Origin of the sequence: Rhizobium rosettiformans, from assembly GCF_016806065.1 — a bacterium.
Taxonomy (GTDB): domain Bacteria; phylum Pseudomonadota; class Alphaproteobacteria; order Rhizobiales; family Rhizobiaceae; genus Allorhizobium.
In genome coordinates, this window is record NZ_CP032406.1 from 331,481 (window position 1) to 356,167 (window position 24,687).

The 24,687-nt window shown below is 59.8% G+C and carries 25 protein-coding genes and 1 pseudogene; 13 read left to right on the plus strand and 13 right to left on the minus strand.

Annotation, left to right across the window (positions count from 1 at the left end):
- The first annotated feature begins 5 nt into the window (after nt 1-5).
- Complete coding sequence (locus D4A92_RS23080; RefSeq protein WP_203020213.1) at nt 6-1,658, plus strand: dihydroxyacetone kinase subunit DhaK; 1,653 nt, start codon at nt 6-8, stop codon at nt 1,656-1,658.
- A 216-nt stretch (nt 1,659-1,874) separates the two neighbouring features.
- Here the strand turns inward: D4A92_RS23080 and D4A92_RS25360 are convergent.
- Nucleotides 1,875-2,018 (minus strand): annotated as a pseudogene (locus D4A92_RS25360) (Zn-dependent hydrolase); the annotation flags it as partial.
- Nucleotides 2,019-2,223: 205 nt separating this feature from the next.
- Here D4A92_RS25360 and D4A92_RS23085 point away from each other — a divergent pair.
- A complete protein-coding gene (locus D4A92_RS23085; RefSeq protein WP_203020215.1) occupies nt 2,224-2,406 on the plus strand; it encodes a hypothetical protein in 183 nt (60 codons plus the stop codon).
- Nucleotides 2,407-2,473: 67 nt separating this feature from the next.
- On the opposite strand, the gene D4A92_RS23090 is transcribed toward D4A92_RS23085, so the two are convergent.
- The 7 genes from D4A92_RS23090 to D4A92_RS23120 form a co-directional block, all read right to left on the minus strand.
- A complete protein-coding gene (locus D4A92_RS23090; protein WP_203020217.1) occupies nt 2,474-4,084 on the minus strand; it encodes an FGGY-family carbohydrate kinase in 1,611 nt (536 codons plus the stop codon).
- Nucleotides 4,085-4,115: 31 nt separating this feature from the next.
- Nucleotides 4,116-4,763 carry a dihydroxyacetone kinase family protein gene (locus D4A92_RS23095; protein WP_203020219.1) on the minus strand — a complete coding sequence of 216 codons (648 nt, stop codon included), beginning with the start codon at nt 4,761-4,763 and terminating at the stop codon, nt 4,116-4,118.
- A gap of 4 nt (nt 4,764-4,767) precedes the next feature.
- On the minus strand, nt 4,768-5,769 hold the full coding sequence (locus tag D4A92_RS23100) for a dihydroxyacetone kinase subunit DhaK (protein WP_203020221.1): 1,002 nt from the start codon (nt 5,767-5,769) through the stop codon (nt 4,768-4,770).
- Nucleotides 5,770-5,783: 14 nt separating this feature from the next.
- Nucleotides 5,784-6,815, minus strand: a complete 1,032-nt coding sequence (locus D4A92_RS23105) for an ABC transporter permease (RefSeq protein WP_203020222.1) — start codon at nt 6,813-6,815, stop codon at nt 5,784-5,786.
- Nucleotides 6,812-8,356, minus strand: coding sequence for a sugar ABC transporter ATP-binding protein (locus D4A92_RS23110; protein WP_203020224.1), 1,545 nt, complete (start codon nt 8,354-8,356; stop codon nt 6,812-6,814). Before D4A92_RS23110 ends, D4A92_RS23105 begins: the two co-directional genes overlap by 4 nt.
- A 99-nt stretch (nt 8,357-8,455) precedes the next feature.
- Nucleotides 8,456-9,466, minus strand: a complete 1,011-nt coding sequence (locus D4A92_RS23115; protein ID WP_203020226.1) for a substrate-binding domain-containing protein — start codon at nt 9,464-9,466, stop codon at nt 8,456-8,458.
- 30 nt (nt 9,467-9,496) lie between these two features.
- Nucleotides 9,497-10,519, minus strand: a complete 1,023-nt coding sequence (locus tag D4A92_RS23120; RefSeq protein WP_203020228.1) for an ABC transporter permease — start codon at nt 10,517-10,519, stop codon at nt 9,497-9,499.
- A 185-nt stretch (nt 10,520-10,704) separates the two neighbouring features.
- On the opposite strand from D4A92_RS23120, the gene D4A92_RS23125 reads away from it, so the two are divergent.
- The 6 genes from D4A92_RS23125 (at nt 10,705) to D4A92_RS23150 (ending at nt 15,149) form a co-directional block, all read left to right on the plus strand.
- Nucleotides 10,705-11,784 carry a LacI family DNA-binding transcriptional regulator gene (locus D4A92_RS23125; RefSeq protein WP_203020230.1) on the plus strand — a complete coding sequence of 360 codons (1,080 nt, stop codon included), beginning with the start codon at nt 10,705-10,707 and terminating at the stop codon, nt 11,782-11,784.
- Between the two features lie 8 nt (nt 11,785-11,792).
- A complete protein-coding gene (locus D4A92_RS23130) occupies nt 11,793-12,512 on the plus strand; it encodes an aspartate/glutamate racemase family protein (RefSeq protein WP_246754134.1) in 720 nt (239 codons plus the stop codon).
- A 13-nt stretch (nt 12,513-12,525) separates the two neighbouring features.
- Nucleotides 12,526-13,587, plus strand: a complete 1,062-nt coding sequence (locus tag D4A92_RS23135) for an aldo/keto reductase (RefSeq protein WP_203020232.1) — start codon at nt 12,526-12,528, stop codon at nt 13,585-13,587.
- A gap of 122 nt (nt 13,588-13,709) precedes the next feature.
- A complete protein-coding gene (locus D4A92_RS23140; RefSeq protein WP_203020234.1) occupies nt 13,710-13,988 on the plus strand; it encodes a hypothetical protein in 279 nt (92 codons plus the stop codon).
- A gap of 644 nt (nt 13,989-14,632) precedes the next feature.
- Nucleotides 14,633-14,884 carry a ribbon-helix-helix domain-containing protein gene (locus tag D4A92_RS23145; protein ID WP_203020236.1) on the plus strand — a complete coding sequence of 84 codons (252 nt, stop codon included), beginning with the start codon at nt 14,633-14,635 and terminating at the stop codon, nt 14,882-14,884.
- A 52-nt stretch (nt 14,885-14,936) separates the two neighbouring features.
- Entirely contained in the window at nt 14,937-15,149 is a 213-nt protein-coding gene (locus tag D4A92_RS23150; protein ID WP_246754166.1) for a hypothetical protein, read from the plus strand.
- Between the two features lie 5 nt (nt 15,150-15,154).
- On the opposite strand, the gene D4A92_RS23155 is transcribed toward D4A92_RS23150, so the two are convergent.
- The 5 genes from D4A92_RS23155 to D4A92_RS23175 all read right to left on the minus strand — a co-directional run bounded on the left by D4A92_RS23155 (nt 15,155) and on the right by D4A92_RS23175 (nt 18,943).
- Complete coding sequence (locus tag D4A92_RS23155) at nt 15,155-15,466, minus strand: type II toxin-antitoxin system RelE/ParE family toxin (protein ID WP_203020240.1); 312 nt, start codon at nt 15,464-15,466, stop codon at nt 15,155-15,157.
- Nucleotides 15,463-15,714 (minus strand): antitoxin, encoded by a 252-nt coding sequence (locus D4A92_RS23160; RefSeq protein ID WP_203020241.1) that lies wholly within the window; start codon nt 15,712-15,714, stop codon nt 15,463-15,465. Before D4A92_RS23160 ends, D4A92_RS23155 begins: the two co-directional genes overlap by 4 nt.
- A gap of 287 nt (nt 15,715-16,001) precedes the next feature.
- Complete coding sequence (otnC, locus tag D4A92_RS23165; protein WP_203020243.1) at nt 16,002-16,643, minus strand: 3-oxo-tetronate 4-phosphate decarboxylase; 642 nt, start codon at nt 16,641-16,643, stop codon at nt 16,002-16,004.
- Complete coding sequence (gene otnK / locus D4A92_RS23170) at nt 16,640-17,905, minus strand: 3-oxo-tetronate kinase (protein WP_203020245.1); 1,266 nt, start codon at nt 17,903-17,905, stop codon at nt 16,640-16,642. Before otnK ends, otnC begins: the two co-directional genes overlap by 4 nt.
- A 27-nt stretch (nt 17,906-17,932) precedes the next feature.
- Nucleotides 17,933-18,943, minus strand: a complete 1,011-nt coding sequence (locus D4A92_RS23175) for a LacI family DNA-binding transcriptional regulator (protein WP_425959415.1) — start codon at nt 18,941-18,943, stop codon at nt 17,933-17,935.
- Nucleotides 18,944-19,130: 187 nt separating this feature from the next.
- On the opposite strand from D4A92_RS23175, the gene D4A92_RS23180 reads away from it, so the two are divergent.
- From D4A92_RS23180 to ltnD, 5 genes are all read left to right on the plus strand, one after another.
- Nucleotides 19,131-20,249, plus strand: a complete 1,119-nt coding sequence (locus tag D4A92_RS23180; protein ID WP_203020248.1) for a sugar ABC transporter substrate-binding protein — start codon at nt 19,131-19,133, stop codon at nt 20,247-20,249.
- Nucleotides 20,250-20,322: 73 nt separating this feature from the next.
- Nucleotides 20,323-21,843, plus strand: coding sequence for a sugar ABC transporter ATP-binding protein (locus D4A92_RS23185; RefSeq protein ID WP_203020250.1), 1,521 nt, complete (start codon nt 20,323-20,325; stop codon nt 21,841-21,843).
- Nucleotides 21,840-22,808: an ABC transporter permease gene (locus D4A92_RS23190; protein ID WP_203020252.1), complete on the plus strand. Its 969-nt coding sequence runs from the start codon at nt 21,840-21,842 to the stop codon at nt 22,806-22,808. The genes D4A92_RS23185 and D4A92_RS23190 overlap by 4 nt, the downstream gene beginning before the upstream one ends.
- The gene (locus D4A92_RS23195) at nt 22,805-23,773 is read left to right on the plus strand and encodes an ABC transporter permease (RefSeq protein WP_203020254.1); all 969 of its coding nucleotides are present in this window, start codon (nt 22,805-22,807) and stop codon (nt 23,771-23,773) included. The genes D4A92_RS23190 and D4A92_RS23195 overlap by 4 nt, the downstream gene beginning before the upstream one ends.
- Nucleotides 23,773-24,687 carry an L-threonate dehydrogenase gene (ltnD, locus tag D4A92_RS23200; RefSeq protein ID WP_203020256.1) on the plus strand — a complete coding sequence of 305 codons (915 nt, stop codon included), beginning with the start codon at nt 23,773-23,775 and terminating at the stop codon, nt 24,685-24,687. Before D4A92_RS23195 ends, ltnD begins: the two co-directional genes overlap by 1 nt.

Genomic DNA, 24,687 nt, shown 5'->3' on the forward strand with positions numbered 1-24,687 from the left:
GTCTCATGCCTCAATTTCTCAACAGCAGGGAAAATGCCGTTACCGAAGCCATCGACGGCGTGCTCATGGCCTCGGCCGGCGCTTTGAGCCGCCTGGACGGCTATCCCCACATCCGCGTCGTGGTGCGGTCCGACTGGGACAAGTCGAAGGTAGCGATTGTGTCGGGCGGCGGATCCGGCCACGAGCCGGCTCATGCCGGCTTTGTCGGACGCGGCATGCTGACGGCAGCTGTGTGTGGTGATGTTTTTGCCTCGCCGAGCGTCGATGCCATCCTGGCTGCAATCCTTGCGGTAACGGGACCGCTCGGTTGCCTGCTGATCGTCAAGAATTATACCGGTGACCGTCTGAACTTCGGCCTTGCGGCCGAGCGCGCCCGCGCCTTCGGGCTCAATGTCGGCATGGTGATCGTTGACGATGACATCGCGCTTCCGGACCTGCCGCAGTCACGCGGGGTCGCGGGCACGCTCTTCGTCCACAAGATCGCCGGTGCGATGGCGGAAAACGGAGCCAGCCTCGATGCCGTCACCGATACCGCTCGCCGGGTGATCGCCAGTATTCGCTCGATCGGCATTTCGCTCGACACCTGCACCGTGCCGGGCTCGCCCAAGGAATCGAGAATTCCCGAGGGCCGTGCCGAACTTGGCCTTGGCATCCATGGCGAGGCGGGTGTGGAGCAGATCGAATATGACGGCGTGTGCGGCGCGGTGGCCGCGATGGTGGAACGGCTAGGCGCAGGCATGGAAGACAAGCCGCATGTCGTGCTCATCAACAATCTCGGTGGGACCTCCGTCCTCGAAATGGCGGTGGTCGTCAACGAACTGGTCCGGTCGGCGATCGGCTCGCGGATCTCTCATATCGTCGGACCTGCCCCATTGATGACCTCGCTGGACATGCAGGGCTTTTCGATCTCGGTCATGCCGGCGGAAAAAGCCGATCTCGACCTTCTGGCCAAGCCCGTCGATCTTGCGGCATGGCCCGGTGTAAGGGTTGTCCGACCGGTCAACGTCATAGCCCTGCCCGACGGACTGACCCCGATTGCGCCACTTGCCTCGCAGCATGTGCCGACGCGGCAGTTCCTGAGCGAATGCTGCAAACTTCTGATCGAGGCGGAGAAGGATCTCAACGCGCTTGATGCAAAATCCGGTGACGGTGATACCGGCTCGACCCTTGCAAGTGCCGCACGGGCCCTGATGGAGGCGCTGGACAGGCTGCCGCTTGCTGACCATACGCAGTTGCTGCGCGCCATGGGCCAGGAGCTGAGCCAGACCATGGGCGGTTCTTCCGGTGTACTGCTCGCCATCTTCTTTGCTGCGGCAGGCGATGGAGCCTCAAGTGGTCTGGGTATGCGCGATGCGCTCAAGGCCGGCCTCACCAGGATGCAGGAGATTGGCGGCGCCGAGCTCGGTGACCGAACCATGATCGATGCGCTCTCGCCCGCGCTTGACGCCTATGACAAGGGTTTCGCGCCAGCGGCAAGTGCAGCACGCGCAGGCGCTAACCTCACCGCAACCTACGTCAAGGCCCGAGCCGGACGGGCCGCTTACATCAATGCTCAGCAGCTCGAAGGACACATCGATCCAGGAGCAGAGGCTGTCGCGCGTCTCTTCGAATTCCTTGCGCGACGCCGTGGTGGATCTCAGGGCAAGGCGGCTGAGTGATGCACTGAGGCAAGGGCGGGTGCTGCGGCATGCCGTGCATCCGCACCGTCTGTGTCACACCAAGTCAAAACTGTGTTCGGACGGGGACTTCAGGCTCCAAGCTATAGACGCAGCGCTGGCCGCTGCGACCGCTGGGGCAGTGGCGTCACTCGAAGGGAGAATGATATGCCGGCTGGAGAAGCAGCACGCAGGAGGCGTTGTCTTTGGCGCAGCGGGTACCTCGCAGTCGATGACAATGTCTGACGGTTCCACATGTTCGGCTTCGTTGTGACTGAACCCATCGCGACATGGGACAAAGATCATCCATGCGGGCGCGACCAGATTGGCGGATAGGGCATCGTAAAACGCACCGGACAACATAGGCACACTCTGCGACCTTGCAGGCAGGCAGCGCTGCCATGTAAGCATCGATCCACAGATAGTGCCATTCCCCCTCGCGCCTGCATAGAGCTACCCCCATCGCGGGCGTCACATTCGCAACCCTGCCGCGAACCTGATGACAGAAATGGACGTTGACAACGAATGCAGAAAGTCCGAACATACAGTGAACAAATGAGGGTGAGTGATGACTGATACGCACACGAATGACGTCGTTGCCAATGCTCTTGCCGAAGTAGCAAAGTTGCGTGTCTGGCGGGAAAAAGTGGAAGCGGAGAGACGCAAGACCTTCGGGGCAATGGGCACTCGCCAGTCGGTTTACGTCCTTGCCCGCCAAAAGCCGGCCCCGACTGAGACCAAGTCCCAGTGAGCGCGTGCCTGATCACACGAGGTGCGTCAGAGGGATCCCACAAACCCGAACGCCAACAGACACGGTCTCAAGCGCCGGGTCGCGAAAGGCCTCGGCCGACATCTTGCAATCTGGTGAAGCTTATAAAGCGTTCCTGATGAAGATCGCCAATCTTCCCCTTGGCCGGTTCGTATACGGAGGCGATCGCCGACAGCGCCCTCATTGCCCCTTTCACATCAAGAAAAGCACCACCCGCAACGCTGCCCAGAATGGCGGAGCCGAGCAGGACCGGCTCATCGGCGAGAGGGGCCACCACAGCCAAGCCGCAGGCGTCTGCCAGCAACTGGCGCACCAGTGGGCTTGCCCCGGCTCCACCACTGATGACCACACGTTTGACACCTGCCCCATGGCTGGCTTGTGTCTCGATGATCTGGCGAAGCCCGTAGCCAATGCCGCACAGACCGGCAATGTAGAGCGCGATCAGACTGTCGAGATCGCGCTCCATGCCAAGTCCTGCAATCACGGCCCGCGCATGGGGATCGGCAAAAGGCGCGCGATTGCCGAGAAACTCGGGCACGACATGCAAGCCCTTCGCAGCCAAGACTGTCTCGGAAAGCGTTTCGACCTTTGCCGTCGCCAACCCGGCCAGAAAGGCCGGAAGCGATTTGCCGGCCGTTTGCGCCCTACCCCTTGCGTCTTCAGCTGCCGGATGAAACGACAAGAGCTGGTCGATCGCGGCCCCTGCAGCGCTCTGACCGCCTTCATTGAGCCAGAGCCCCGGCACCATGGCAGCATAATACGGCCCCCAGACACCTGGCACGAAGACCGGCTCAGTCGTCGAGGTCATGGTGCAGGACGATGTGCCGAAGACATAGGCCAGATTTTCGGTCGGCTTGCCGTCAATGCCGACCGTGCCAATACCGCCGGCATGGGCATCAATCATGCCGGCGGCGACCGCCGTTCCGGGCTTCAGTCCCATGGCTGATGCCGCCTCGTTCGTCAGGCCGTCTCCAAGTCGCGTGCCGGTCTCGACAATCCTCGTCCCGATCCGGACAAAATCCTCATCCGCGAGGTCGCCAAGCCCAATCGAGCGGAAATAGCTTTCGTCCCAGCGGGCCTCATGGGCAAGATAGGTCCATTTGCAGGTGACGGTACAGGTCGAGCGCGAAAGGTCGCCCGTCGCTTTCCAGGTGAGGAAATCAGCAAGATCGAAAAACTGCCAGGCCTCGCCAAAAACCTCAGGGCGGTTTTCCTTCAGCCAGAGCAGCTTCGGGGTCTGCATCTCAGGGGAAATCCGTCCACCGACATAACGCAGCACATCATGGCCGATCGCATTGATCCGCTCGGCCTGCGTGACCGCGCGATGATCCATCCAGACAATGATGTCGCGAAAAGGGTCCCCGCCACCAAGGCCAAGCGGTCGCCCTCCTTCACCCATGACGACCAGAGAGCAGGTGGCGTCGAAGCCGAGGCCAATGACCTGCTCGGGCGACACGCCCGCTCCCTGCACGACCTCACGGATAATCGCACAGATGGCGTCCCATATCTCGCTGCTCGACTGTTCGACGATCGAACCGCCCTCGCGATAGAGCGTGATATCGCGCTTGGCAGCCGACAACATGCGGCCCTTGAGGTCAAAGAGACCCGCACGTGCGCTTGCCGTGCCCACATCGACCCCGATGACATAGGTTTCGGTCATTTCATTCAATCCTGCGGCCGGTCAAGCAATGTCAGTGGTTCGCCGCAAACTGGCTCATGCGCCTGATCAGGAAGAACCCGACGGTCGCGCCAGCGTCTTGCAGTCCCACGGTCTTTTCCTGGAATGCCGCAGCCTTTCCGTGCTGAGCGACCATCGACTTCGTCGCTTCCAGTGCTTCTTCGGCCACCGTCTCAGCAGAAGACAACGCCATAGTCAGGCTGTCGCCCCGTGCAGCTGCAGCTTCAAGCGCCTTCGTCATGGGATCGAGCACATCGAGCAGGGTCTTGTCACCGACCTTTGCCTTGCCGCGTTCAGCAATGCCATCGGTATAGGCGCGCCAGAACTGAGCAAGCGCTTCCGTATCAAGAGCATCCAGTCCCTCGACCGCTTTGCTCGCCCTTAGGAAACCGGTGGCCGTCAACGTCCCCATGGTCGAGGGGGCCGTGCGCGCCATTGTTGCACCAGCCGTGCGCAACAGCTTGGATAAACCGGCCTCTTCGCCTTCTGCAGCGACGGCGTCAGCCGCCGCTGCAAAGGATTTCGCCATGGTGATGCCTAGGTCGCTGTCACCAACCTTGCCGTCGAGTGCGATCAGAAACTCACGCTGTTCGGCAAAAAGCTGCTGCCAGCTCTGAAACAATCCGATCAGATGACCCGCATCCAGTTTTTCAATGCTCATGATCTCAACCCGTAACGTGCTTGAAGAATGGCGTGTTGGCGGGTGCAGCCATCAGGCGGTCGAGCTCGTCATCGAGGTGCAGGATCGATATCGAGGCGCCGGCCATTTCCATCGAGGTTGCAAACTCTCCAATCCAGACATGCTTGAGGTTCACACCGCGGGCATCGAGCAGCTGGCGGACACGGCGGAAGAGGATGTAGAGTTCCTCCAGCGGCGTACCGCCCAGCCCGTTGATCAGGACCGCTACATCATCACCTGACTTGTAGTCAGTCTCGTTGAAGATGCGATCCATCATCTCGTCGACAACGGCGTCTGCTGCGCCAAGCTTCTTGCGGCTGATGCCGGGCTCGCCATGGATCCCCATGCCGATTTCCATCTCGTCTTCGCCGATCGAAAACGTGGCATGACCGATTTCGGGCACGACGCAGCTGGAAAGAGCAACACCCATGGTGCGGGTCTTCATCCGAGCCTTGTCGGCAATTCGTGCGACCTCGTCGAGCGACAGACCTTCGGCGGCAGCAGCACCTGCCGCCTTGTAGATGAAGAAGATGCCGGCCACGCCGCGGCGCTTGTGCTCTTCTCCAACAATCGAGGAGGCCACGTCATCGTTGCCGACGACCTGCTTGACGGCAATGCCATCGAGATCTGCCAATTCGGCGGCCATGTCGAAATTGATGATGTCGCCTGAGTAATTGCCATAGATGTAAAGGACACCGGCGCCCTGATCGACGGCCTTGGTCACCTGATACATCTGCTCGGCACTGGGGGACTGGAAGACACCGCCTACGGCTGCACCGTCGAGCATGCCGTCGCCGACAAAGCCTAAGAATGTCGGCAGGTGACCGGAGCCACCGCCCGTGGTGAGGCCGACCTTGCCCGCCTTTGGCTTTGCCGTCACCAGGCAACGCAGATCGTCATTCACATAGGTGACCATCGGATGAGCCGCATAGATGCCCTCGAGCATTTCGTCGACGAAGTTGACCGGATCGTTGAGAAACTTCTTCACTTTATCCTCCACTGTTACTTTTTGCGCTGACGCGTGACGAAGAAGGCAGCTGCAAGCAGGATGAAGCTGCCGACCACCAGTCGCTGCCAGGTGCTTGGGATCCCGACGAGAACCAGAACGCTGTTGATGACCACGACCAGGAGAACGCCGAGAATGGTGCCGAGAACTGTGCCGGTCCCACCGGTAATGCGGGCGCCGCCCAAGACGACGGCCGCGATCACGTTGATTTCCGTGCCGACCAGATCAAAGGGGTTTGCCTGCCGGTTGGCGCAAACATGAATGATCCCGGCAAGGCCGGCCAAAGCGCCGGCATAGCCGAATAGAAACAGATGCACCGTGCGCAGGCTGTAGCCCAGACGCTCGGCAATATTGGCATTGCCGCCTACGGCAAAGATTGCCCGCCCCATGAGCGTCCGGTTCAAAATCCACCAGGTCAGGATGGCGGCGAGCGGAAGCACAAGGAAATAGAAGGGCAAGGTGACGAGGGCGCCATTGGCGGTTTCGAACTGCAGAAGCGGCATTCGCCCGAAGGCCCCCATTTGCGGCGGCAGCGACATGATCCAGACGGTGCCAATGAAGGACAGAAGAAACCCGCGAAACAGATACTGGGTGCCGATCGTCACGATCAGCGATGGCACCCGCAGGTGATGAACGAGAAGGCCGTTGATCATGCCAAGGAGGACGCCGCCTGCCATCGCGATCAGAATGATGACAATGATTGGCAGTCCTGGCAGATAGGTCTGCACCAGAAGGGTCACCGAATACATGGTGAAGGCGGCAATCGCGGTGAACGAGACATCGATGCCGCCGGCTGCCAGAATGACGAAGACGCCGAGCGCAAAAAGTCCCATCACGACGCTTGCACGGCCGATATCGATCAGGGTCGACGGCTGAAGAAAGGCCGGATTGGCAATCGAAACGGCAACACAGATGGTCACGAGAAGAGCAAAGGTGATTGTCTCGGGCCGTCGCCGTATCAGATCTGCCAGACTGAAAGAGCGCGCATGTGTTGAAGAAGGGGCCGTGTCGGCTTTGGTCGTGTTCATTGTGCAGCCCCCTTTTCACTGCCAAGCATTGCCCGGTAGAGATCGTCTTCGGACGCCTTGTCTGCTTGGAATTCTGAAACGATCTGGCCGCCATTCATGACCATGATCCGGTCGGCGTTTTGCAAGAGTTCCGGCAGATCGTCACTGACGATGATCAGCCCCATGCCGGATTGCGACAGGGATTGGATCACCTTGTAGATCGTGTCCTTTGAGCCGACATCGACACCGACGGTCGGACCATGCAGGATGAGGAGCTTTGGCAGAATGCTCAGCCAGCGACCGATCAGGACGCGCTGCTGGTTTCCGCCGGAAAGCGAGCCAACCGGCAAGTCGATGTTCTTCGTATTGAGGCGCATCTGTGCCGAGAGATCATCGGCAAGTCCCCTCGCCCGATTGCGATCGATTACGCCGATCCCGTTTGTCAGATCCCGAAGGATCAAGGCGATCTCGTTGTCGAGGATGGATTTGTCGAGAAACAGACCTTCTGCCAGACGATCTTCCGGGACATATCCGATCCCGTGTTTGATCGCGTCTGCGGGAGAAGTCAGTCTGACCTGCGCCTCGTCGATCAGCATCTTTCCCCGCCCGATCGGCATGACACCGGCCAGTGCCATGGCAAGCTCGTTTCGACCGGAATCGGCAAGACCGGTGATGCCGAGGATCTCTCCGCGGCGAAGCGCAAGCGACACGCCTTCGACATTATCGGTGTGCAGACCGTCGACCTTAAAGAAGATTTCGCCGTCGGGCCGTCCCTCACGATAGCGGGTGGCTGTGATCTGCCGCCCGGTCATCAATTCAGACAGGTCATCCTTGGTGAAGCTTGCGATTGGACCTTGCGCCACGCATTTTCCGTCGCGAAACACGATGGCGTTGCCGCCGATCCGGTAGCATTCCTCGAGCTTGTGGGTGACGAAGAGCACGGTCACGCCCTCAAGCCGCAAGCGCTCGACGACATCAATCAGGTTGTCCACCTCTCGCCTGGTCAAAGAGGTGGTCGGCTCATCCATGATGACGAGCTTTGCCCTTGTGGCAATCGCGCGAGCGATCGCGACCAGTTGCCGTGAGGCAAGCGGCAGATCCGAGACGATTTCCTGCAGGAAGGTGCGGTCCGTGGGCAGGCCAACAGCTGCAAGCGCGCGGGCTGCTGTCTCGCGCATCTGGCTGCGGTTAAAAAGACGCGCCAGTCGTCCGCCAGCCGACACGAGCTGCTCGGTCAGGGCGACATTTTCGGCGACCGTCAGATTGGGCAAGAGCGAGAGATCCTGATAGACGGTCTCGATCCCGGCTGCCAGCGACTGGATCGCAGTGAGAGCGGCATAGCTCTTGCCCTCCAGCACGATCTCTCCAGAAGACGGCGGGTGCGCACCGGACATGATCTTGATGACCGTGCTCTTGCCGCAGCCGTTTTCACCCAAAAGGTGATAGACCTGGCCTCGGGCAAGCGTCAGGTTAATGCCCCTGAGCGCATGCACGCCACCAAACCACTTCTCGACATTGTTCAATCTGAGCAGCTCTAAAGGCTGCTCAACGCTTTTATGCATTGCGACCACGGCAACAGGATCCTCATTTTATCCGCAGGCGGTTTCAAGCTGCGGCGGTGTGACCGGGAGAAGATCTCCCGGTCACGGCTACTCGAAGGATCAGAACAGGAAGTCCTTGTAGGTCGCCTTGTCGGCGAGAACCATGCCGTTTCCGACAACCAGCAAGCCTTTGCCAGCGCCCTGCTTGACGGTCACCTTTTCATAGCCGGGGACACCGAGATCCATGCCGTCGGTGAGCTCCTTCTTTTCAAGCAGGAGCTTGGCGATCGTGTTCATCGCCATGCCGGCCTTTTGCGGATCCCAGAAACCGATCGCGGTGATTGCGCCTGACTCAAGCAGGTCTGCCGAGGGGTTCGGCAGGCCGGTGCCGACGAGGCAGACCTTGCCGCTCAGGCCGGCTTCGTCGATTGCACGACCAACACCGAGGACGTCATTGCCGGCAGAAGTCTGGAAGCCCTTGATGTCGGGATGCTTGCGCAGGATTTCCTTGGCCTTTTCATAGGTCGCATTGGCATCGTCGAAGGACTCGTTATTGGCGTCAACGAGTTGCATGCCGGCATACTTCTTGGCGTTCTCTTCGCCTGCACCGACCCACTGCATGTGGGTGCGGCTGCCAAGCGAACCGACGAATGTCGTCCACTTGCCTTCCTTGCCCATGCATTCGGCAAGGCGCTCGTTGAGGGCTGCACCATAATCGGCGTTGTCGAAGGCTTCGACATTGGCATTGGTGTTGATCTGGTTGTCGGCCTCATGGGTGACGACAACGATGCCACGTTCCATGGCGCGCTGCAGCGTGCCTTCAAGCACAGCCGGATCCATCGGAACGACGGCAAGCGCGTCCACGCCCTTGGCAACGAGGTCGTTGACGATCTGCAGCTGCTGGGCGGAGTCGGCGGTCGCCGGACCGCTCTGGCTTGCAACCACATCAGCATTGGCTTCCTGGAAGGCAACCACGCCGGTGTTCATGCGATCGAACCACGGGATACCGCTGATCTTGACCACCGTTGCGATCACCGGCTTTTCCTGGGCCACGAGCACGCCGACTGAGCCTCCCAGCGAGACGGCTGCAAGTGCTGTGCCGAGCATCATTTTTTTAACAAACGAGTTCATGCTTTCCTCCACAAATTTTCCCTCGCTTTGTTACTTCGGCGATTGAGGGACAGACGCCGAAGGATCTTCAGATCGACGCATGGGGGCGAAGAAACCCATCACGTCGTAGCGACCGACAGCCAGGAAGGTGAGCAACAGAGCTCCCCAGGCGAAGTCTCGGACGAAGTTGGAAAGGCCGCCGAAGTTCAAAAGGCTCGACATCAGCTGGAGGGCGACCGCACTCAACACCACACAAACCACGCGGCCATAGCCACCTTCGGGGCGAACACCCGCCATCACCGCAATCAGGATGGCGATCAAGAGATAGGAGCTGCCATAGTCGAACTTCACGTTGACGTTGCGAGCCGCGATGATGATGCCGGCGAGACCCGACAGCGTTCCCGACAGGGCATAGGTCGAAAGGATCACGCCGTTTTTCGGGAAGCCGGCAAAGGTCGCAGCCTTGGGGTTCGTCCCCATCAGCATCAACCAGAGACCAAAGGGCGTGAACTTCAACACGGCGCCAATCAGGGTTGCGACGACGATGAAGATGATGAAGCTGATCGGCACGCCAAACAACATGTCGTTGCCAAGGCTCGACAAGAGAGCCGGACTGCCGACCGTCACGGCACGCCCTTGAGAGACAACAATCGCAAGGCCCATGAATGCCATCTGGGTGCCAAGCGTGCACAGGATCGGCGTGATCTGGAAGCGGGCAATCAGAAACCCGTTAAAGAGGCCGCCCGCAAAGCCGACCAGAAGGCAGCCAAGCATGAAGCCCAGGCTGAATGTCGTCGGATCGGACGCCGGCCCGAGGATCGATACCATCAGAACCGCAGAGACGACGCCTGAGAGATTGGCAAGCGCGATGCCTGAAAGATCAATGCCACCATTGCCGGCACACATGGCGAGCATGACACCGATGGCCAGAAGCCCGATTTCGGGCACCTGACCTGCCATGGATTGCAGATTGAACAGCGACAGAAAGGAGCCGCCAGAGATCACCACTCCAGCAACAAGCAGCAGGGCGTTCATGATGACAAGCATCACGAATTGGCCGTCGGTTCGCCGCATGGTCTCCTCCCATGTTTAGTGAACGTTTCACGACTTCACTAAACGCTAACAAAGCAGAAACCCGGTGGCAAGCCCTATTTTGCGCGCAAATCCGATTGCGAACGGATAGCAATTGCCGTAAACATCCGGCTTAACGATTAGATTGTTTAGTAAATTATCTCGCAGATGCAGCATTTGGGACAGCGATGAAGAAGGGCAAGAACCTGACGATCAGAGACATCGCGGAGGCCGCCGGGGTCTCTGCAGCAACGGTGTCTCTCGTCTTGAACGGCAAGGGTGACATCTCAGGCGTCACGCGCGCCAAGGTTCTCGAAGCTGTGGCAAGTCTGAACTATGTGCCAAGGGCCAGCAAATCGACGAGTGAGCCCGGCGAAACCCTTCGCTTTCTCAAGATCGCCAAGCACGGCCATACCGTCAATCGCGACCACAGCGTCTTCATTTCAGACTATATCGACGGCATGTCGGCGGAAGCGACAAGGCGCAACTACACGCTCGAAGTGGTGAGCTTCGAAGGCCAGCCAATCAGCTCTGTTGCGGAATCGCTTGCCGGATCACCGATTTCGGGTGTCGTGGCCCTTGGCACCGAGTTAACAGAGGCCGACATCCGTCTCATCCAGGGCCTTGGATATCCGACTGTTTTCATCGATACGTTCTTTGATGTCATCGACGCCAATTTCGTCGACATGAACAATGAGGACGCCGTCTTCAAGGTGCTGTCGCGCTTTCACCAGCAGGGCTTCAGGCGCATCGGCTTTGTCGCCTCGCATGTCGAGACGACGAACTTCAGGCTTCGCCGCGATGCCTTTTTCAAGAATATGGCGCGGCTCGGACTTTCGGTGGACGCGGCCGATATTCTCTCCGTGGAGTCGACCTATGACGGCGCTTACAGCGACACCCGCCAGCTATTGGCCGACGGCCTGGACCTGGCCGAATGTTATTTCTGCACCAATGACATCATCGCCTATGGCTTCATCCGCGCCTTGCGCGAGCATGGGCTGACCATCCCGGATGATGTCTCGATCATCGGCTTCGACAACCTGCCCCAGAGCGCGACAATGGATCCGGGCCTGACAACGATCGAGGTCTCGAAACGAAAGATCGGCTATCTGGCAGTTACCATTCTCGATGATCTGATCAATTCGACCGAACCCCAGCCGGCGGTCAAAATCCTGGTCGGCGCTGATCTCGTCTTGCGCGGAAGCCACGAGAAGCTCGTGCAGCGCAACAAGACGCGTGCTGCAAAACTGCAGATCCCAGCGCAATGACTGGCGACATGATTGGCCAAGCCAAGGACCAGATAGTGGCCAAGCCGCAGATGCCGCAGCCGCGCAAACTAACCTTCATCCATACGGTCGGGTCCCTGGAGCCCGTCTTTGCCCTGCTTGCAGCCGAACGGTTGCCGAACTGGCACATTGCCTCGATCCTGGACGAAAGCCTGCTCTCAAGTGTGATTGCCAATGGCCATGTGGCTGAGGACGTTTCTGACCGCCTCGCAAGCCATGTCAATACAGCGAGAGCGAACGGCAGCAGCGCCATCATCGTTACGTGCTCGACACTTGGAGAGGCCGTCGACGCCCTGGCTGCCAAGAGCGCAACACCGCTTTTTCGGATCGACAGAGGCATGGCGGAACGGGCCGTCAGTCAGGCATCGACGATCGGCATTCTTGCGACCTTGCCAACCACGCTTGAGCCGACCACCCGGCTTCTTGAAAGCACAGCCAAGCGAATGGGCCGTCCATGCAAATTCGTCTCACAGCTTGTCAACGAGGCCTTTGCACAGCTGAAGAGCGGAAACCCGGAAACTCATGACCTTCTGGTGCAGGAGGCCTATGCAGCACTTTCAGCCGAAGTTGAGCTCGTTGTTCTGGCTCAGGCGTCCATGGCGCGTGCCCTGCAGGCGGGACAGCACGATCGGCCTTACCTGACGAGCCCTGAACTGGGCATGGACCAGATTGCCAGCTTGCTGCGCCTGTCGCGCATGTCGGCTGACTGAGGAGGAGGATCAAATGCAGTATAGAATGCTCGGCCGTTCGGGTCTCAAGGTGTCGGCCATTTCCATGGGCACGTTTTCCTTCGGCGGCGTCGGTGGATTCGCCAAGGTGGCAAACCAGGGCGTGGAGGAGGCGCGCCGGCTGATCGACAGCTGTATCGATCTCGGGGTCAACCTGTTTGACACGGCCAACATGTATTCGCTTGGGCGATCCGAGGAAATCCTTGGTGAGGCGCTGGGCACAAAACGCAACGACGTGTTGATTTCGTCAAAGGCCCGCATGAGGATCGGCGACGGCCCCAATGACGAAGGCGCCTCCCGATATCACATCATCAGAGAATGCGAACGCTCGCTCAAGCGACTGAAGCGAGACCATATCGACATTTATTTCATGCATGAATGGGATGGGCTTACGCCACTCGACGAGACGCTCGAAGCCCTGCATACGCTGCGCGAGCAGGGCAAGATCCGCTACATCGGCTGCTCGAACTATTCGGGCTGGCACATCATGAAAGCCCTGCAGATCTCGGACAACAAGGGTCTGCCACGTTTCGTCACCCAGCAGATCCACTATACGCTGGAGGCGCGCGAGGCAGAATATGAACTCCTGCCGCTCTCGGTCGACCAGGGGCTTGGGGTGATGGTGTGGAGCCCGCTTGCCGCCGGACTTCTGTCGGGTGCCTTTGCACGCAACAAGGCACCGGAGCAGTCGCGTCAGGCTCAAGGCTGGAGCGAGCCACCGATCCGCAACCAGGAACGGCTCTGGACCATCATCGATGTGCTCGAAGAGATTGCGACTGAGAGGGGCGTGTCCGTCGCTCAGGTCAGCCTTGCATGGACGCTGTCGCGCCCGGCCATTTCGACACTCGTTGTTGGCGGCCTCAACGAGAACCAGTTCCGCGACAATATCGTTGCAACCGACCTCACCCTTTCGGACCAGGAACTGTCCCGCCTCAACCTGGTTAGCCGCCCGCCTTACATCTATCCCTACTGGCATCAGCACAACTTCGCGGGCGATCGACTGTCGCCGGCGGATCAAGCGCTGCATCAATCCTTTGATGATCTGGGGATGGTTTGACGATCAGCAGACACCGCCGTACCGCCCGTTGCCAACGCGTTAGGCTTGCCGAAGCGCCTCGGCCTGTGCCGAGGTCAGCGGCCGTGTGTTTTCTTTGCGCAGCATCCTGCGCCGATGGCAGTTTGCAGATTGTAACCGAGGGCAAGCACCGCAAGTTCAAGAACGATCTGCAACAGCTGACCTATTCAGGCAAGCTCGCGTCAAGCGAACAGCGCAAGGCATTGTTCGTCACCGAACGCGCTGTTTTCGCCATTCAAAACGCACGCCTGCGCCTTCAGAAAATTGCCCCGGGTATCGACCTCACCCGCGATAGTCTTGCACATATGGATTTTATGAGAGAAGTTCCCGACACCCCCCTCTCATGGACCCGCGGCTCTTCAGATGCGAGAAAATGGGCCTGATCGAGAGCCCTCATTTTATGTGAAGGTCATCGCCAGTGCCCCTTGCTCTAGCGCGCCTTTGGCCCGCTCAAAAACCTACGACAAATGACGGCGAATGGCATGCTCGGCAATCGGTAGTAATTCTGCTGCCGATCGCTTTGTTGCGGTTTCAAAGCCCATTTTCAGGGTCCGGCACAATCTCCGGCACTCAGGCGCAACCGAGACAGCAAAAGGGCTTACCTGCACGGACCTCAAGACAGCCGACATACCGACGTGTTCACCTTGAGCGGGGTTGAACCTACGGTCCCGCGGTTGTTCCGTTTCGATCTCATCCGAACTCCTCGAGGCGTCAGAGACGTAGGAATCCTCGTTCTCGGTCGCCAGTGCCTTGCCAATGACATAGGAGGGGCATCTCGAGTTGCTGATAGATGTCGTCCTCGTACATCGTCTCTCGTCTCGCGGCAAAAGTCTCGATCCGCTCGGGTGAGGAATGGCCAGTCATCCAGCTCGCGACTGACAGATCGTAAAAATTGGATGGGAATGGATGGCAAAATGGAAACTCTAAATACGGCGACCGTCCGCATGACGCCTGAATCCTATCACTGATCGCAGAAAGCGACGAATTCAAAGGTGCTTGGCCAAATGTTGAAAAGGTCAGCGTTTCAATGACACCCCAGCACGCCGAGTTATTGCGTGACGCTGTCAACAGTGGCGCTTATGCCAGCGGAAGCGAAGTTGTTCGCGAAGCCATGCGCGACTGGGCGGCCAAATGGATGCAAAAGCGCGAAGATATCGCCAAGTTGCGTGCGATGTGGGAAGAAGGCAAGGGTAGTGGCCCTGCGGTTGAGGCGGATTTTGATGCGGTGTTGGATGAAGCACGCCAGGAAATAGCTGCTGCAACTCCCCATGCCCGTTAAGCTCTTTTGGACCCCAAAGGCGCGCGCCGACGTTAAGTGCATCTACATTGAAATGCGGAAAGGGCAGCCGCGCAGCGCGGAGCGGTACTTCGCCACTATTCGCCGTAAGGCGGAATTGCTGATCGAGCACCCGCGTTTAGGCGAGCGTCACCCGTGGGCTCGGCACTTGCTGGGCTGTTTAGAGGATCTGAACTGGCGACACTTTTTTGATCGCTCGGTGACAAGGGCTTATCTAGTACGCGCGCAGGAATTCCTCACGTCGTGAAAACTTCACTCGTTGAGACGATCAGCCAAACGCCTCATGAGATCCATTCGTTCGTGAAGAATCGCTACGATGAGAGCGGGCGCATGTTCTCGAGGCAGACAGAAGATGTAGTGGTGTTGGCATCGCGCCATCCGCAGCGCCGGATGGAGTGCGCTTAAATCCTTGAAGGGTACTTTGCCCGCGGCAAGGTTCCCCATTCCTCGCTCTAAAGCCGAGACGTATTGACGTACTTGGGCGGCGCTCCACTGGGCCCGTGTGTAACGGATTACCGAGCGAAGATCGGATTCTGCCTCTGCGGTCAGGATGTAAGACGTCAAGCGCGACCTTCGGCGATCTCCTCGTCAAGGATCTCAACTACGGTTCTGGTCGACAGTTTTCCAGCAAGCCCCTCACTGATGCGCGTATTCATCAACGTCTTCAACTCTTCCCAAGCCCGTTCTCCCTCGAAGTCGCCAGGAAACAGGCGCTCAAGTGCGTATTGCTTGATTGTCTTCCCCTGCAGAGCGGCCAGCGCTTTGAGGCTTTGATGTTGTTTGTCCGTTATGTCGATCGTCAAGCGGCTCATCTCACATACTCCTGAAGTAACGGACCCACATTAGCACATATGTAGTTTCGTTGCCACCTTTGCAACGTTATCTTGAGACCCTGCTTGCGGGGTTCCGCCATGTCGAGCAAACGTCAATCGGCATCTAGTTACCACTGCCACCACGGAACCCTGGGCCAATCAATTTACGGGTCGGTGCGCACAGTCCGTCGGGATAAATTTCCGCAAGATTGGTGGATCGTCCAAGCCACTTGGAGGAGCTAACCCAACTGCATCATGCCTGCCCAAAGGGTAAGAGACCACGAGCTTCAGGGTGAACGTAGCGCTTCAGCCTGATGCGTTGACAGCGGCCTAAGACGCTCACCTCGCAGCATCAGGAATAGCTTGGCGGTCTCTTCCAGTTCCTCCATCGCATACTGGGCCTCTTTTAGCGTCTTGCCGGCAATGACGGGGCCGTGATTAGCAAGCAGCACCGCGTGGCTGTCGCGAGCTCGATCTCGGACCGCCTCCGCCAAAGCAGTATCCCCCGGCGGAAAATAGGGCGCCATCGGCAAGCGCCCGACCCGCATCACGTAATAGGCCGTCAAAGGGGGCAGGACGTCATCGGGATCAAGCCCGTCAAGAATGCTGACGGCGACCGCATGGGTGGAATGCAGATGCACGACGGCGCTCGAGCTTTCTCGTGCGCAATACATGCATTGGTGCAGGAAGGCTTCCTTGGTCGGCTTATCGCCGCTGACATGCACGCCCTCGGCCGTGAACTTCGACAGCCGGCCGGGATCGAGCGACCCCATGGAAGCATTAGTCGGCGTCATCAGCATCTCGCCGGTCGAGAGCCGCGCGCTGATATTGCCGGTGGAGCCGAAGGTAAAGCAGCGATCGAAAAGTGATTTGCCAACCTCGACGATCTCGTCGCGCAGGCGGGTTTCTTCGGAGTGAATGGATGTCATGGCAGGAGGTCCCAGGCTTTGAGGAAGAAATCGGGCGCACCGAAATTGCCGGACTTGAGCGCCAATGCCATCGGCTGCCTTTGCCCGAGCGTCAGCGTCCAGGGCACACCTGGATCGATTTCCGGACCGATGAACAGTGCGTCGGGTGAGAGCGCCCCGACCACGGCGCCTGAGGTTTCACCACCGGCGACGATCAGGCGGCTTACACCGGCGGCTTCAAGGCCAAGTGCTGTCTCGGCGAGGAAATGCTCGATCAGCGATCCAGCCCTTTCGCGCCCGAGGGCTGCCTGGGCCGCTCTCACCTCTTCGGGTTCGGCACTCGAATAGATCAGCGGCGCCTTTGCCGACTGGGCCAACGCCCAGGAGACCGCCTCATCGACCCTGAAACGTCCCTCGGCGATCTCAATCGGATCCAGCTTCAAGGCGGGTACGCCCGCCTCGATCGCATGACGGATCTGGCCGCGCGTCGCTTCCGAGCACGATCCAGCAAGGATCATCGACCGGCCCGCCGGCGCTAAAAAGGCGCGCGCGTCGTCCGCCGGTCTCAGCAGCCCTGCGCGGCGGAAATTTTCGGGCAAGCCGAGCGCTATACCCGAGCCCCCGGTGATCAGGCTCAATCCGGCAGAGGCCTCGCCGATTGCCCGAAGATCGGCGTCGGTCAGCGCATCGACGACCAGCGCCTGTTCGCCCCTGGCCCGCGCCGCTTCAAAGGCTTGCAAAACCGCTGCAGCCCCCTCGCCTACCGTTGCGTGGTTCACCAGCCCCACCTTCAGCTTGGACTGCCCGGCCATCAGCCGCACCAGCGAGCTGTCGGTCATCGGCGTCAGTGGATGGTTGCGCATCGGGCTATCGGATAGCAGCTGGTCGCCGACGAAGAGATGCCCCTTGTAGATGGTGCGACCATTGGCCGGAAACGCCGGGCAGACGATTGTCAGGTCCGTACCGAGCGCCTGCATCAGGGCTTCGGTCACGGGGCCGATATTGCCGGCGGGACTGGAATCGAAGGTCGAGCAATACTTGAACAGGAACTGCGTCGCACCCGCCGTCTGCAGAAACGAAAGCGCCTCGAGCGACATGGCGACCGCTCCGGCTGCGGGATTGGTGCGCGACTTCAGCGCGACCACGACCGCATCCACTCCTGAGAGATCAAGGCCTTTTCTGGGCACACCGATCGTCTGGATCGTCCGCATGCCCTCCCGCGACAGCATCAGCGCGAGGTCAGTGGCTCCGGTGAGGTCGTCGGCAATGGCGCCCAAAAGCATGGCAGTCTCCGATGAATTGGCGCGCGGTCAGGCCGTTGCGCCGTCAATGATGGCAAATCCGGTGTCGATGATCTGTGGCTCGCCCGGCCGTTCTGGCTGCGCAAGAAGCGCTTCGACGGCGGTTTTGCCGATGTTGAAGCGGTTTGAGCGCACGGTCGACAAAGGCTTCGGCAGCGCCTGGCCGATCTCCAGCCCGTTGAAACCGAACAGCGCAAGCCGCTCGGGCACCGGTATCCCGCCGGCCAGACAATGCATGAAGCCACCGACCGCCATGTCGTCGTTGGAAAACACCACGGCATCGACAGCAGCACCCTCGGCCAAAAGACCTGCCAGCGTGTCGCGGCCGGCAATCGTCGAGCTTGGACCGTCATGGCGCTTCTCGATGGAGAGCGACAGGCCGGCTTCAGACAGGGCTTCGCAGAGGCCGTCATAGCGGGCGCGAGCGCGCCGGTCGGCCGTCCAATCGTGGCCGACATAACCGATGCGGCTATAGCCGCAACGCACCAGATGCTCAGCCGTCGCGCGACCGGCCCGGCGATGGGAGAGGCCCACTGCGAGATCGATCGGCTGATCGTCGATGTCCATGAGTTCGGCGATGCGAATGCGACTGTTTTTTAGCATCCGGCGCGCCGCGTCCGTGTGTTCAAAGCCTGTGGTGATCAGGGCAGTCGGCTGCCAGGCGAGAAGCGAGGAGACGAGCTGCTGCTCCTTGCCGAGATCATAGTCGGTGACGCCGATCATCGGCTGATAGGGCGTGTCGGCAAGTCCTGCATGAATGCCGCGCAAAACCTCAGGAAAAACGATGTTGGAGAGCGAGGGTAAGATCACGCCAATGATCAGCGAGGCCGAGGAGGCCAGCGAGCCGGCCGCCCGATTGGGCACGTAGCCGAGTGCCTCGATGGCCTCAAGCACGCGCTTGCGGGTTTGCTCGGCAATCGAGCCCTTGTTGCGGATGACCCGGGACACGGTATTCTCGCTGACATTGGCCAGCTGAGCCACATGAGTGAGCGTCGGCGTCTCCGGCTGCATTCGTTTCAACTCCTCCCTTCCCGCATTGCACTGATGGGCAATACGCGACACGCGATCTCGACTTCAGGACCGTGCCATAAACTTTATCTCAGCGCTAACACAATTCGCTTGATCGTGGCTAGAGGATGTGCTTAAAAAATTATGTTAGCGCTGAGATTGGCGCTTTCTGGGAGATACACTTCGGGAGGAGTTCACCGTGAGAACCTTTAACAAGGCCGCGCTTGTCGCGTCGGCCGCGATGCTCTGCGCCTTCAGTTTCACTTCGGCCGTTAGCGCCCAAGACACCCATCGTCCGGAGTGCTTCTCCGCAGCACCCGACAATGCCAAGGTCATCAAGTATGAGAAGCGCGAAGGTCCCTACAAGGTTGCCTTCGTCAACGGCTTTGCCGGCAATGACTGGCGCGTGACGGCTATCCAGGGCGCCAAGGCCTGGGCTGCACGCGAAGAAAACAAGGCAAAGCTCGCTGAATTCACCGTTGTTTCAGTTGGCAATGACAGTGCTGCCCAGATCGCCGCGATCGATAACTTCATCGCCGCCGGCTACGACGCAATCACCTTCATCGCCGTCAACCCGACCGCGTTTTCCTCCGTGATCAAGCGCGCCGAACAGGCCGGCACAGTGCTTGTGCCCTTCGACAACGTGCTCGACACGGATGCCATCGTGCAAGTGAATGAAAACCAGTTCGAGCTCGGCGCAATGAAGGCGGAAGCCGTGGTGCGCGAAATCGAGAAGGCCAAGGGCAAGGTCGAGGGCAGCGTGCTCGAAGTCTCCGGCCTGCCGGGCAATGCGACAGACCGCGACAACCATCTCGGCATGCGCTCTGTCCTCGACAAGCATTCGGGTCTCAAAGTCGTCCAGGTGGTTGGCAACTGGGATGCCGGCACCGTGCAGAAGGTCACCGCAGACGCGATCGCCACCAATGGCAATTTCGACGGAGTGATGGTCCAGGAAGGCACGATCGGCGCATTGAATGCCATGAAGAATGCCGGTCACCCGGTCGTTCCGATTGGTGGCGATGCTGGCAACGGTGCACGCAAGCTGATCGCCGAAGGCAAATATCCGGGCCTCACCGCCGCCCAGGCGCCGGTCATGTCGGCTGTTGCGCTCGAAGCCGCGGTCTCGCTGCTTGAAGGCAATGCCTTGCCGCAGAAGGTCTTCCTGCCGATCCCGAACAAGGACAATGCAGAGCTGAAGGAAGGCACCGACTACTTCCCGAACCTGCCGGACACCTTCTACACGACGACAGGCTATCCGAACTGCTTCCCGGTCTTCACCCCCGAAGAGCTGCTCGGCCAGACGCCCGACAATACCTGATCCTCCCGGCTGGGCGGCGGTGCCTGACACCTCATAGGGCGCCGCCGTCCGACCCATACCAGGACATGCCAGAATGACGACTGCTCCGCTCATCGAGCTTTCGGGGATTTCGAAATCCTATGGGCCGATCCAGGCCCTGAAGACGATCGATTTTTCCGCCCGGCCGGGCTCCGTACACGCCATCCTCGGCGAAAACGGTGCCGGCAAGTCGACCCTAATGAAACTGCTTTCCGGGGCAATCCAGCCGACCACCGGCGAGATCCGCCTCAATGGTCGATCGATCCGGTTTTCCGGAACGCGCCAGGCCTCAGCCGCCGGTATCGTCTGCATGTTCCAGGAGCTCTCGCTCCTGCCGACTTTGTCCGTCGGCGACAATATCACGCTTGCCCGCCCGCAGACGAGGTTCGGATTCATGCGTGCCAAGGCTTATCAAGAAGCCCGTGCCGCCCTCGACCTGATCGGGGCCGAGAGCATTTCCCTCGACACGCCAGTGGACGAGCTCTCTCTCGCCGATCGACAGCGGGTGGAAATCGCAAAGGCGCTTTATCAGAAACCACGTCTCCTGATCCTTGATGAGGCGACTTCGGCACTGGGTGCCTCCGCCGTCGAGAAAGTGTTCACCGTCATCCGCAAGCTGCGCGACGAAGGTTGCTGCATCCTCTTCATTTCCCATCGTTTCCATGAGGTCGAGGCACTTGCCGACACGATCTCAGTGTTTCGCGCCGGACAGCATGTTCGCACCTTCCCGGCCGGCACCGTCGACAACCAGAGCATCGTGTCGCTGATGATCGGCGAGACCATGGTCCGGCTGTTCCCGCCACCGCGCCCGGCTGTGCCTGCAGATGTTGCGCCGCTTCTCTCCGTCCGAAACTTGTCATTCGCCGGTGAACTCTTCGATGTCGGCTTTACGGTACGCCCCGGTGAGATCTATGGCCTTGGAGGCCTCGAAGGCCAGGGCCAGCAGCGTGTTCTCGAAGCAATCTTCGGCACACTTTCGGGCGTTACCGGTTCGATCGAGCTTGACGGCCGGCCGTACCAGAACCGCTCGCCACATCGCTCGAAATCACCTGGGATCGGCATTGCCTTGGTGCCTGAGGATCGCAAGACCGAGGGCATGATCCAGCCGCTACCGATATCAGACAATATGCGGCTTGCCGGTATCGGACTTCACGACGACCGCGAGGCGCTGGACGCCCGCTGCCTTGCCCTTCTCGAACGCCTCGAACTGACCTATGGCCAGCTCTCCGATCCCGTCATGTCGCTGTCGGGTGGCAACCAGCAGAAGGTCTTGCTTGCCAAATGGCTGGCGCTTGGGCCACGCTGCCTGCTTCTCCTCGACCCGACGCGCGGCATTGACGTCAAGACCAAAGCACAGATCTACCGCCTGCTAACCGACCTTGCCGATGAGGGCATCGCCATCATCATGCAGTCGACGGATTACGAAGAGCTCGTGCATCTTTGCGACCGGGTCGCTGTCTTCTATCGTGGCCGCATCGCGCGCGAACTGAGCGCAGACACATTGACGCCTGAGAACCTGATTTCAGCCGCCATGGGCCTGAGCTTTGCCCCATCAGCGGCGGAGACCGTGCAATGACCGCACTCCACATCCGACGCAATCTGCGCGTCATCATCCCGACCATCGCCTTCGTTGCCCTCTTCGTGCTTTACATCGCCACCCATCCGCGGGGGCTCTCCACCTATGTTCTGACGATCTGGTCCAACCAGTCGACGCTCCTGGTGTTTGCAGCCTTTGCCCAGTTCTTTGTCGTTCTGGTGCGCGGCATCGATCTCTCGGTCGGTGCGGTCGTGGCACTCACCAATGTCACGGCGTCCTTTGCGCTGGCCGGCGATGGCGGATCGCTTGTCTTTGGCATGGCAGCCGTGCTTCTGGTCGGCATGGCCTGCGGGCTCTTTACCGGCCTCTTCGTCTGCTTCGGCAATGTCCCGCCGATCGTCGCAACCCTTGCGACCGGAGCGATCTATTCCGGTATCGCGCTCTATCTGAGGCCCACTCCCGGCGGCACGGTGAACTCCGAACTCTCCGATGCCTTCACCTATGCGATCGGACCAGTGCCGACCTCCCTTCTGCTGATCATCACAACCGTGATCGTGATCACCATCGTGCTGCGCAAGACCAGTTTCGGCATAGCGCTGAAGGCACTCGGATCAAACGAGCATTCGGCGCAACTCACCGGCATCAACACAACCACGATGCGGATTTCGGCGCATATACTCGGTGGATTGATGGCCGGCATGGCCGGGCTCTATGTCTCCATGGTCACGATGACCGGTGACGCCGGAATCGGTCCGACTTATACGCTGAACTCGATTGCAGCGATCGTGCTTGGCGGCGTCTCGCTTGCCGGTGGCATCGGCACGGCGGTTGGTGTCGCCGTCGGTGCCATGCTGTTGAAGACGGTCGCCTCGCTGATGTTCTTTTCCGGCCTTCCTCCCCTCGCCCAGCCCTTCTTCGAGGGGCTGATCCTGGCGCTCGCGATTGCCTTCGGCTCCGTCGGCGTGCTGCGTGTCCGCAACAAACTGAAGCTGTTCGCCCAATGACAGACCGCGCGATATCATCAAGGCCAAGCCTTCCCGTCGATCCTGCCGTTCTCGTCGTCGTCCTTGGCTGCGGGTTGCTGCTGGCCGCCGGCGGCAGCATTCTGCCGACGTTTCTGACGGCGGGTTATCTCCTGCAGCAATTGCAGATCGCCTCTTTCCTCGGGATCATTGCGGCCGGTGCAACGCTGGTCATCCTGCTTGGCCACATCGATCTCTCGGTGCCGGCTGCCATTACCGCGATTGCCATTGTCACCACGACGATTGCCGGCTCGCAGGACCCGACACTTGCCACACTCGCAATTCCGATCGGGCTTACCACCGGTGCCCTGATCGGCCTGATCAATGGCATTGGCGTCGCCTTCCTGCGCCTGCCGTCGATGGTCTGGACACTGGCGATGAACTCCATGCTGATCGGCTCGGTGGTCTTCTTCACCGGTGGCTTCAAGCCGCGCGGCGTGGCCCCGCCACTGTCGATCACGCTGTCGCTCGAGCGCAGCTTCGGCATCCCCAACGCCTTCCTGTTCTGGCTCATTGTGATGGCGGCGATGTTTTACCTGCTGCACCGAACTGTTTATGGCAAATATCTCATCGCCATGGGCAATTCGGAAAAGGCCGTCTACCTTTCCGGCATTCGCGTTCGGCTCGTCACCACCCTCACATTTGTCGTCGCTGGCGTCTTTACGGCGATTGGCGCCATCCTGCTCGCCGGCTATGCCAACCAGGCCTATCAGGGCATGGGCGACCCCTATATGCTGCCTGTCATCACCGCCGTGGTCATCGGCGGCACGTCGATCATGGGAGGCCAGGGTGGTTATGGCGGCACGATCGTCGGCGCCATCTTCATCACCCTCCTGTCCTCCATCCTCTCAGTCCTGCAGATGCCGGAAGCCTTCAGACAGATCGTCTTCGGTGTCATCATTCTGGCCATGCTTTTGATCCGTGGCTACAAAAGGAGCTTCCGCTGATGTCTCATCTTTGCTCTGTTGCCGTGGTCGGCCTCGGCTCCATGGGCCTCGGCATGGCGCGCTCACTGCTGAGGGCCGGCCATGCGGTTCGTGGCTTCGACATCAGCGCCGATGCCGTAAAAGCTCTAAAGATTTCCGGCGGCACCACCGCCAGCAATCCAGGCGATGCTGTAGCGGGCGCCGATATTGCCGTCATCGTTGTGGTGAACGCTGCCCAGACAGAGACCGTGCTCTTTGGCGAAAACGGTGTGGTTGCTGCCATGAAGTCCGGCGGCGTCATCATTGCTTGCGCCACCATCTCGCCGGCTGAGGCCAAGCGGTTTGCAGCCCGTGTCGAGGAAGCAGGGCTGCTCTATGTCGACGGCCCGATCAGCGGCGGCTCGAAGAAGGCGGATGCTGGCCAATTGACCTTCATGGCCTCGGGCTCGCCTGCCGCTTTTGCCGCTGCCAAACCAGCGCTCGATGCGATGGCGGGGACCGTCTACGAACTCGGCGATCAGCCTGGCATCGGATCGTCATTCAAGATCGTCAACCAGCTGCTGGCAGGTGTGCATATCGCAGCCGCCTGTGAGGCGATCACCTTCGCAAAAAGCATGGACCTCGACATTTCCCGCGTCTTTGACGTGATCACCAAATCGGCCGGCAACAGCTGGATGTTCGAAAACCGCATCCCGCATGTGCTGGAAGGCGATTACACACCGCATAGTGCCGTCGCGATCTTTACCAAGGATCTCGGCATCGTCTCGGATATCGGCCGCCAGTCGAAATTTCCCCTGCCGATTGCAAGTGCAGCACTTCAGCTCTTCATCATGACCGAAGCTGCCGGCATGGGACGCGACGACGACAGTTCGGTGGCGCGTCTCCTGGCAAAGATTGCCGGTCTCAAGCTGCCTGGCATGGAGGACGAGGACTGA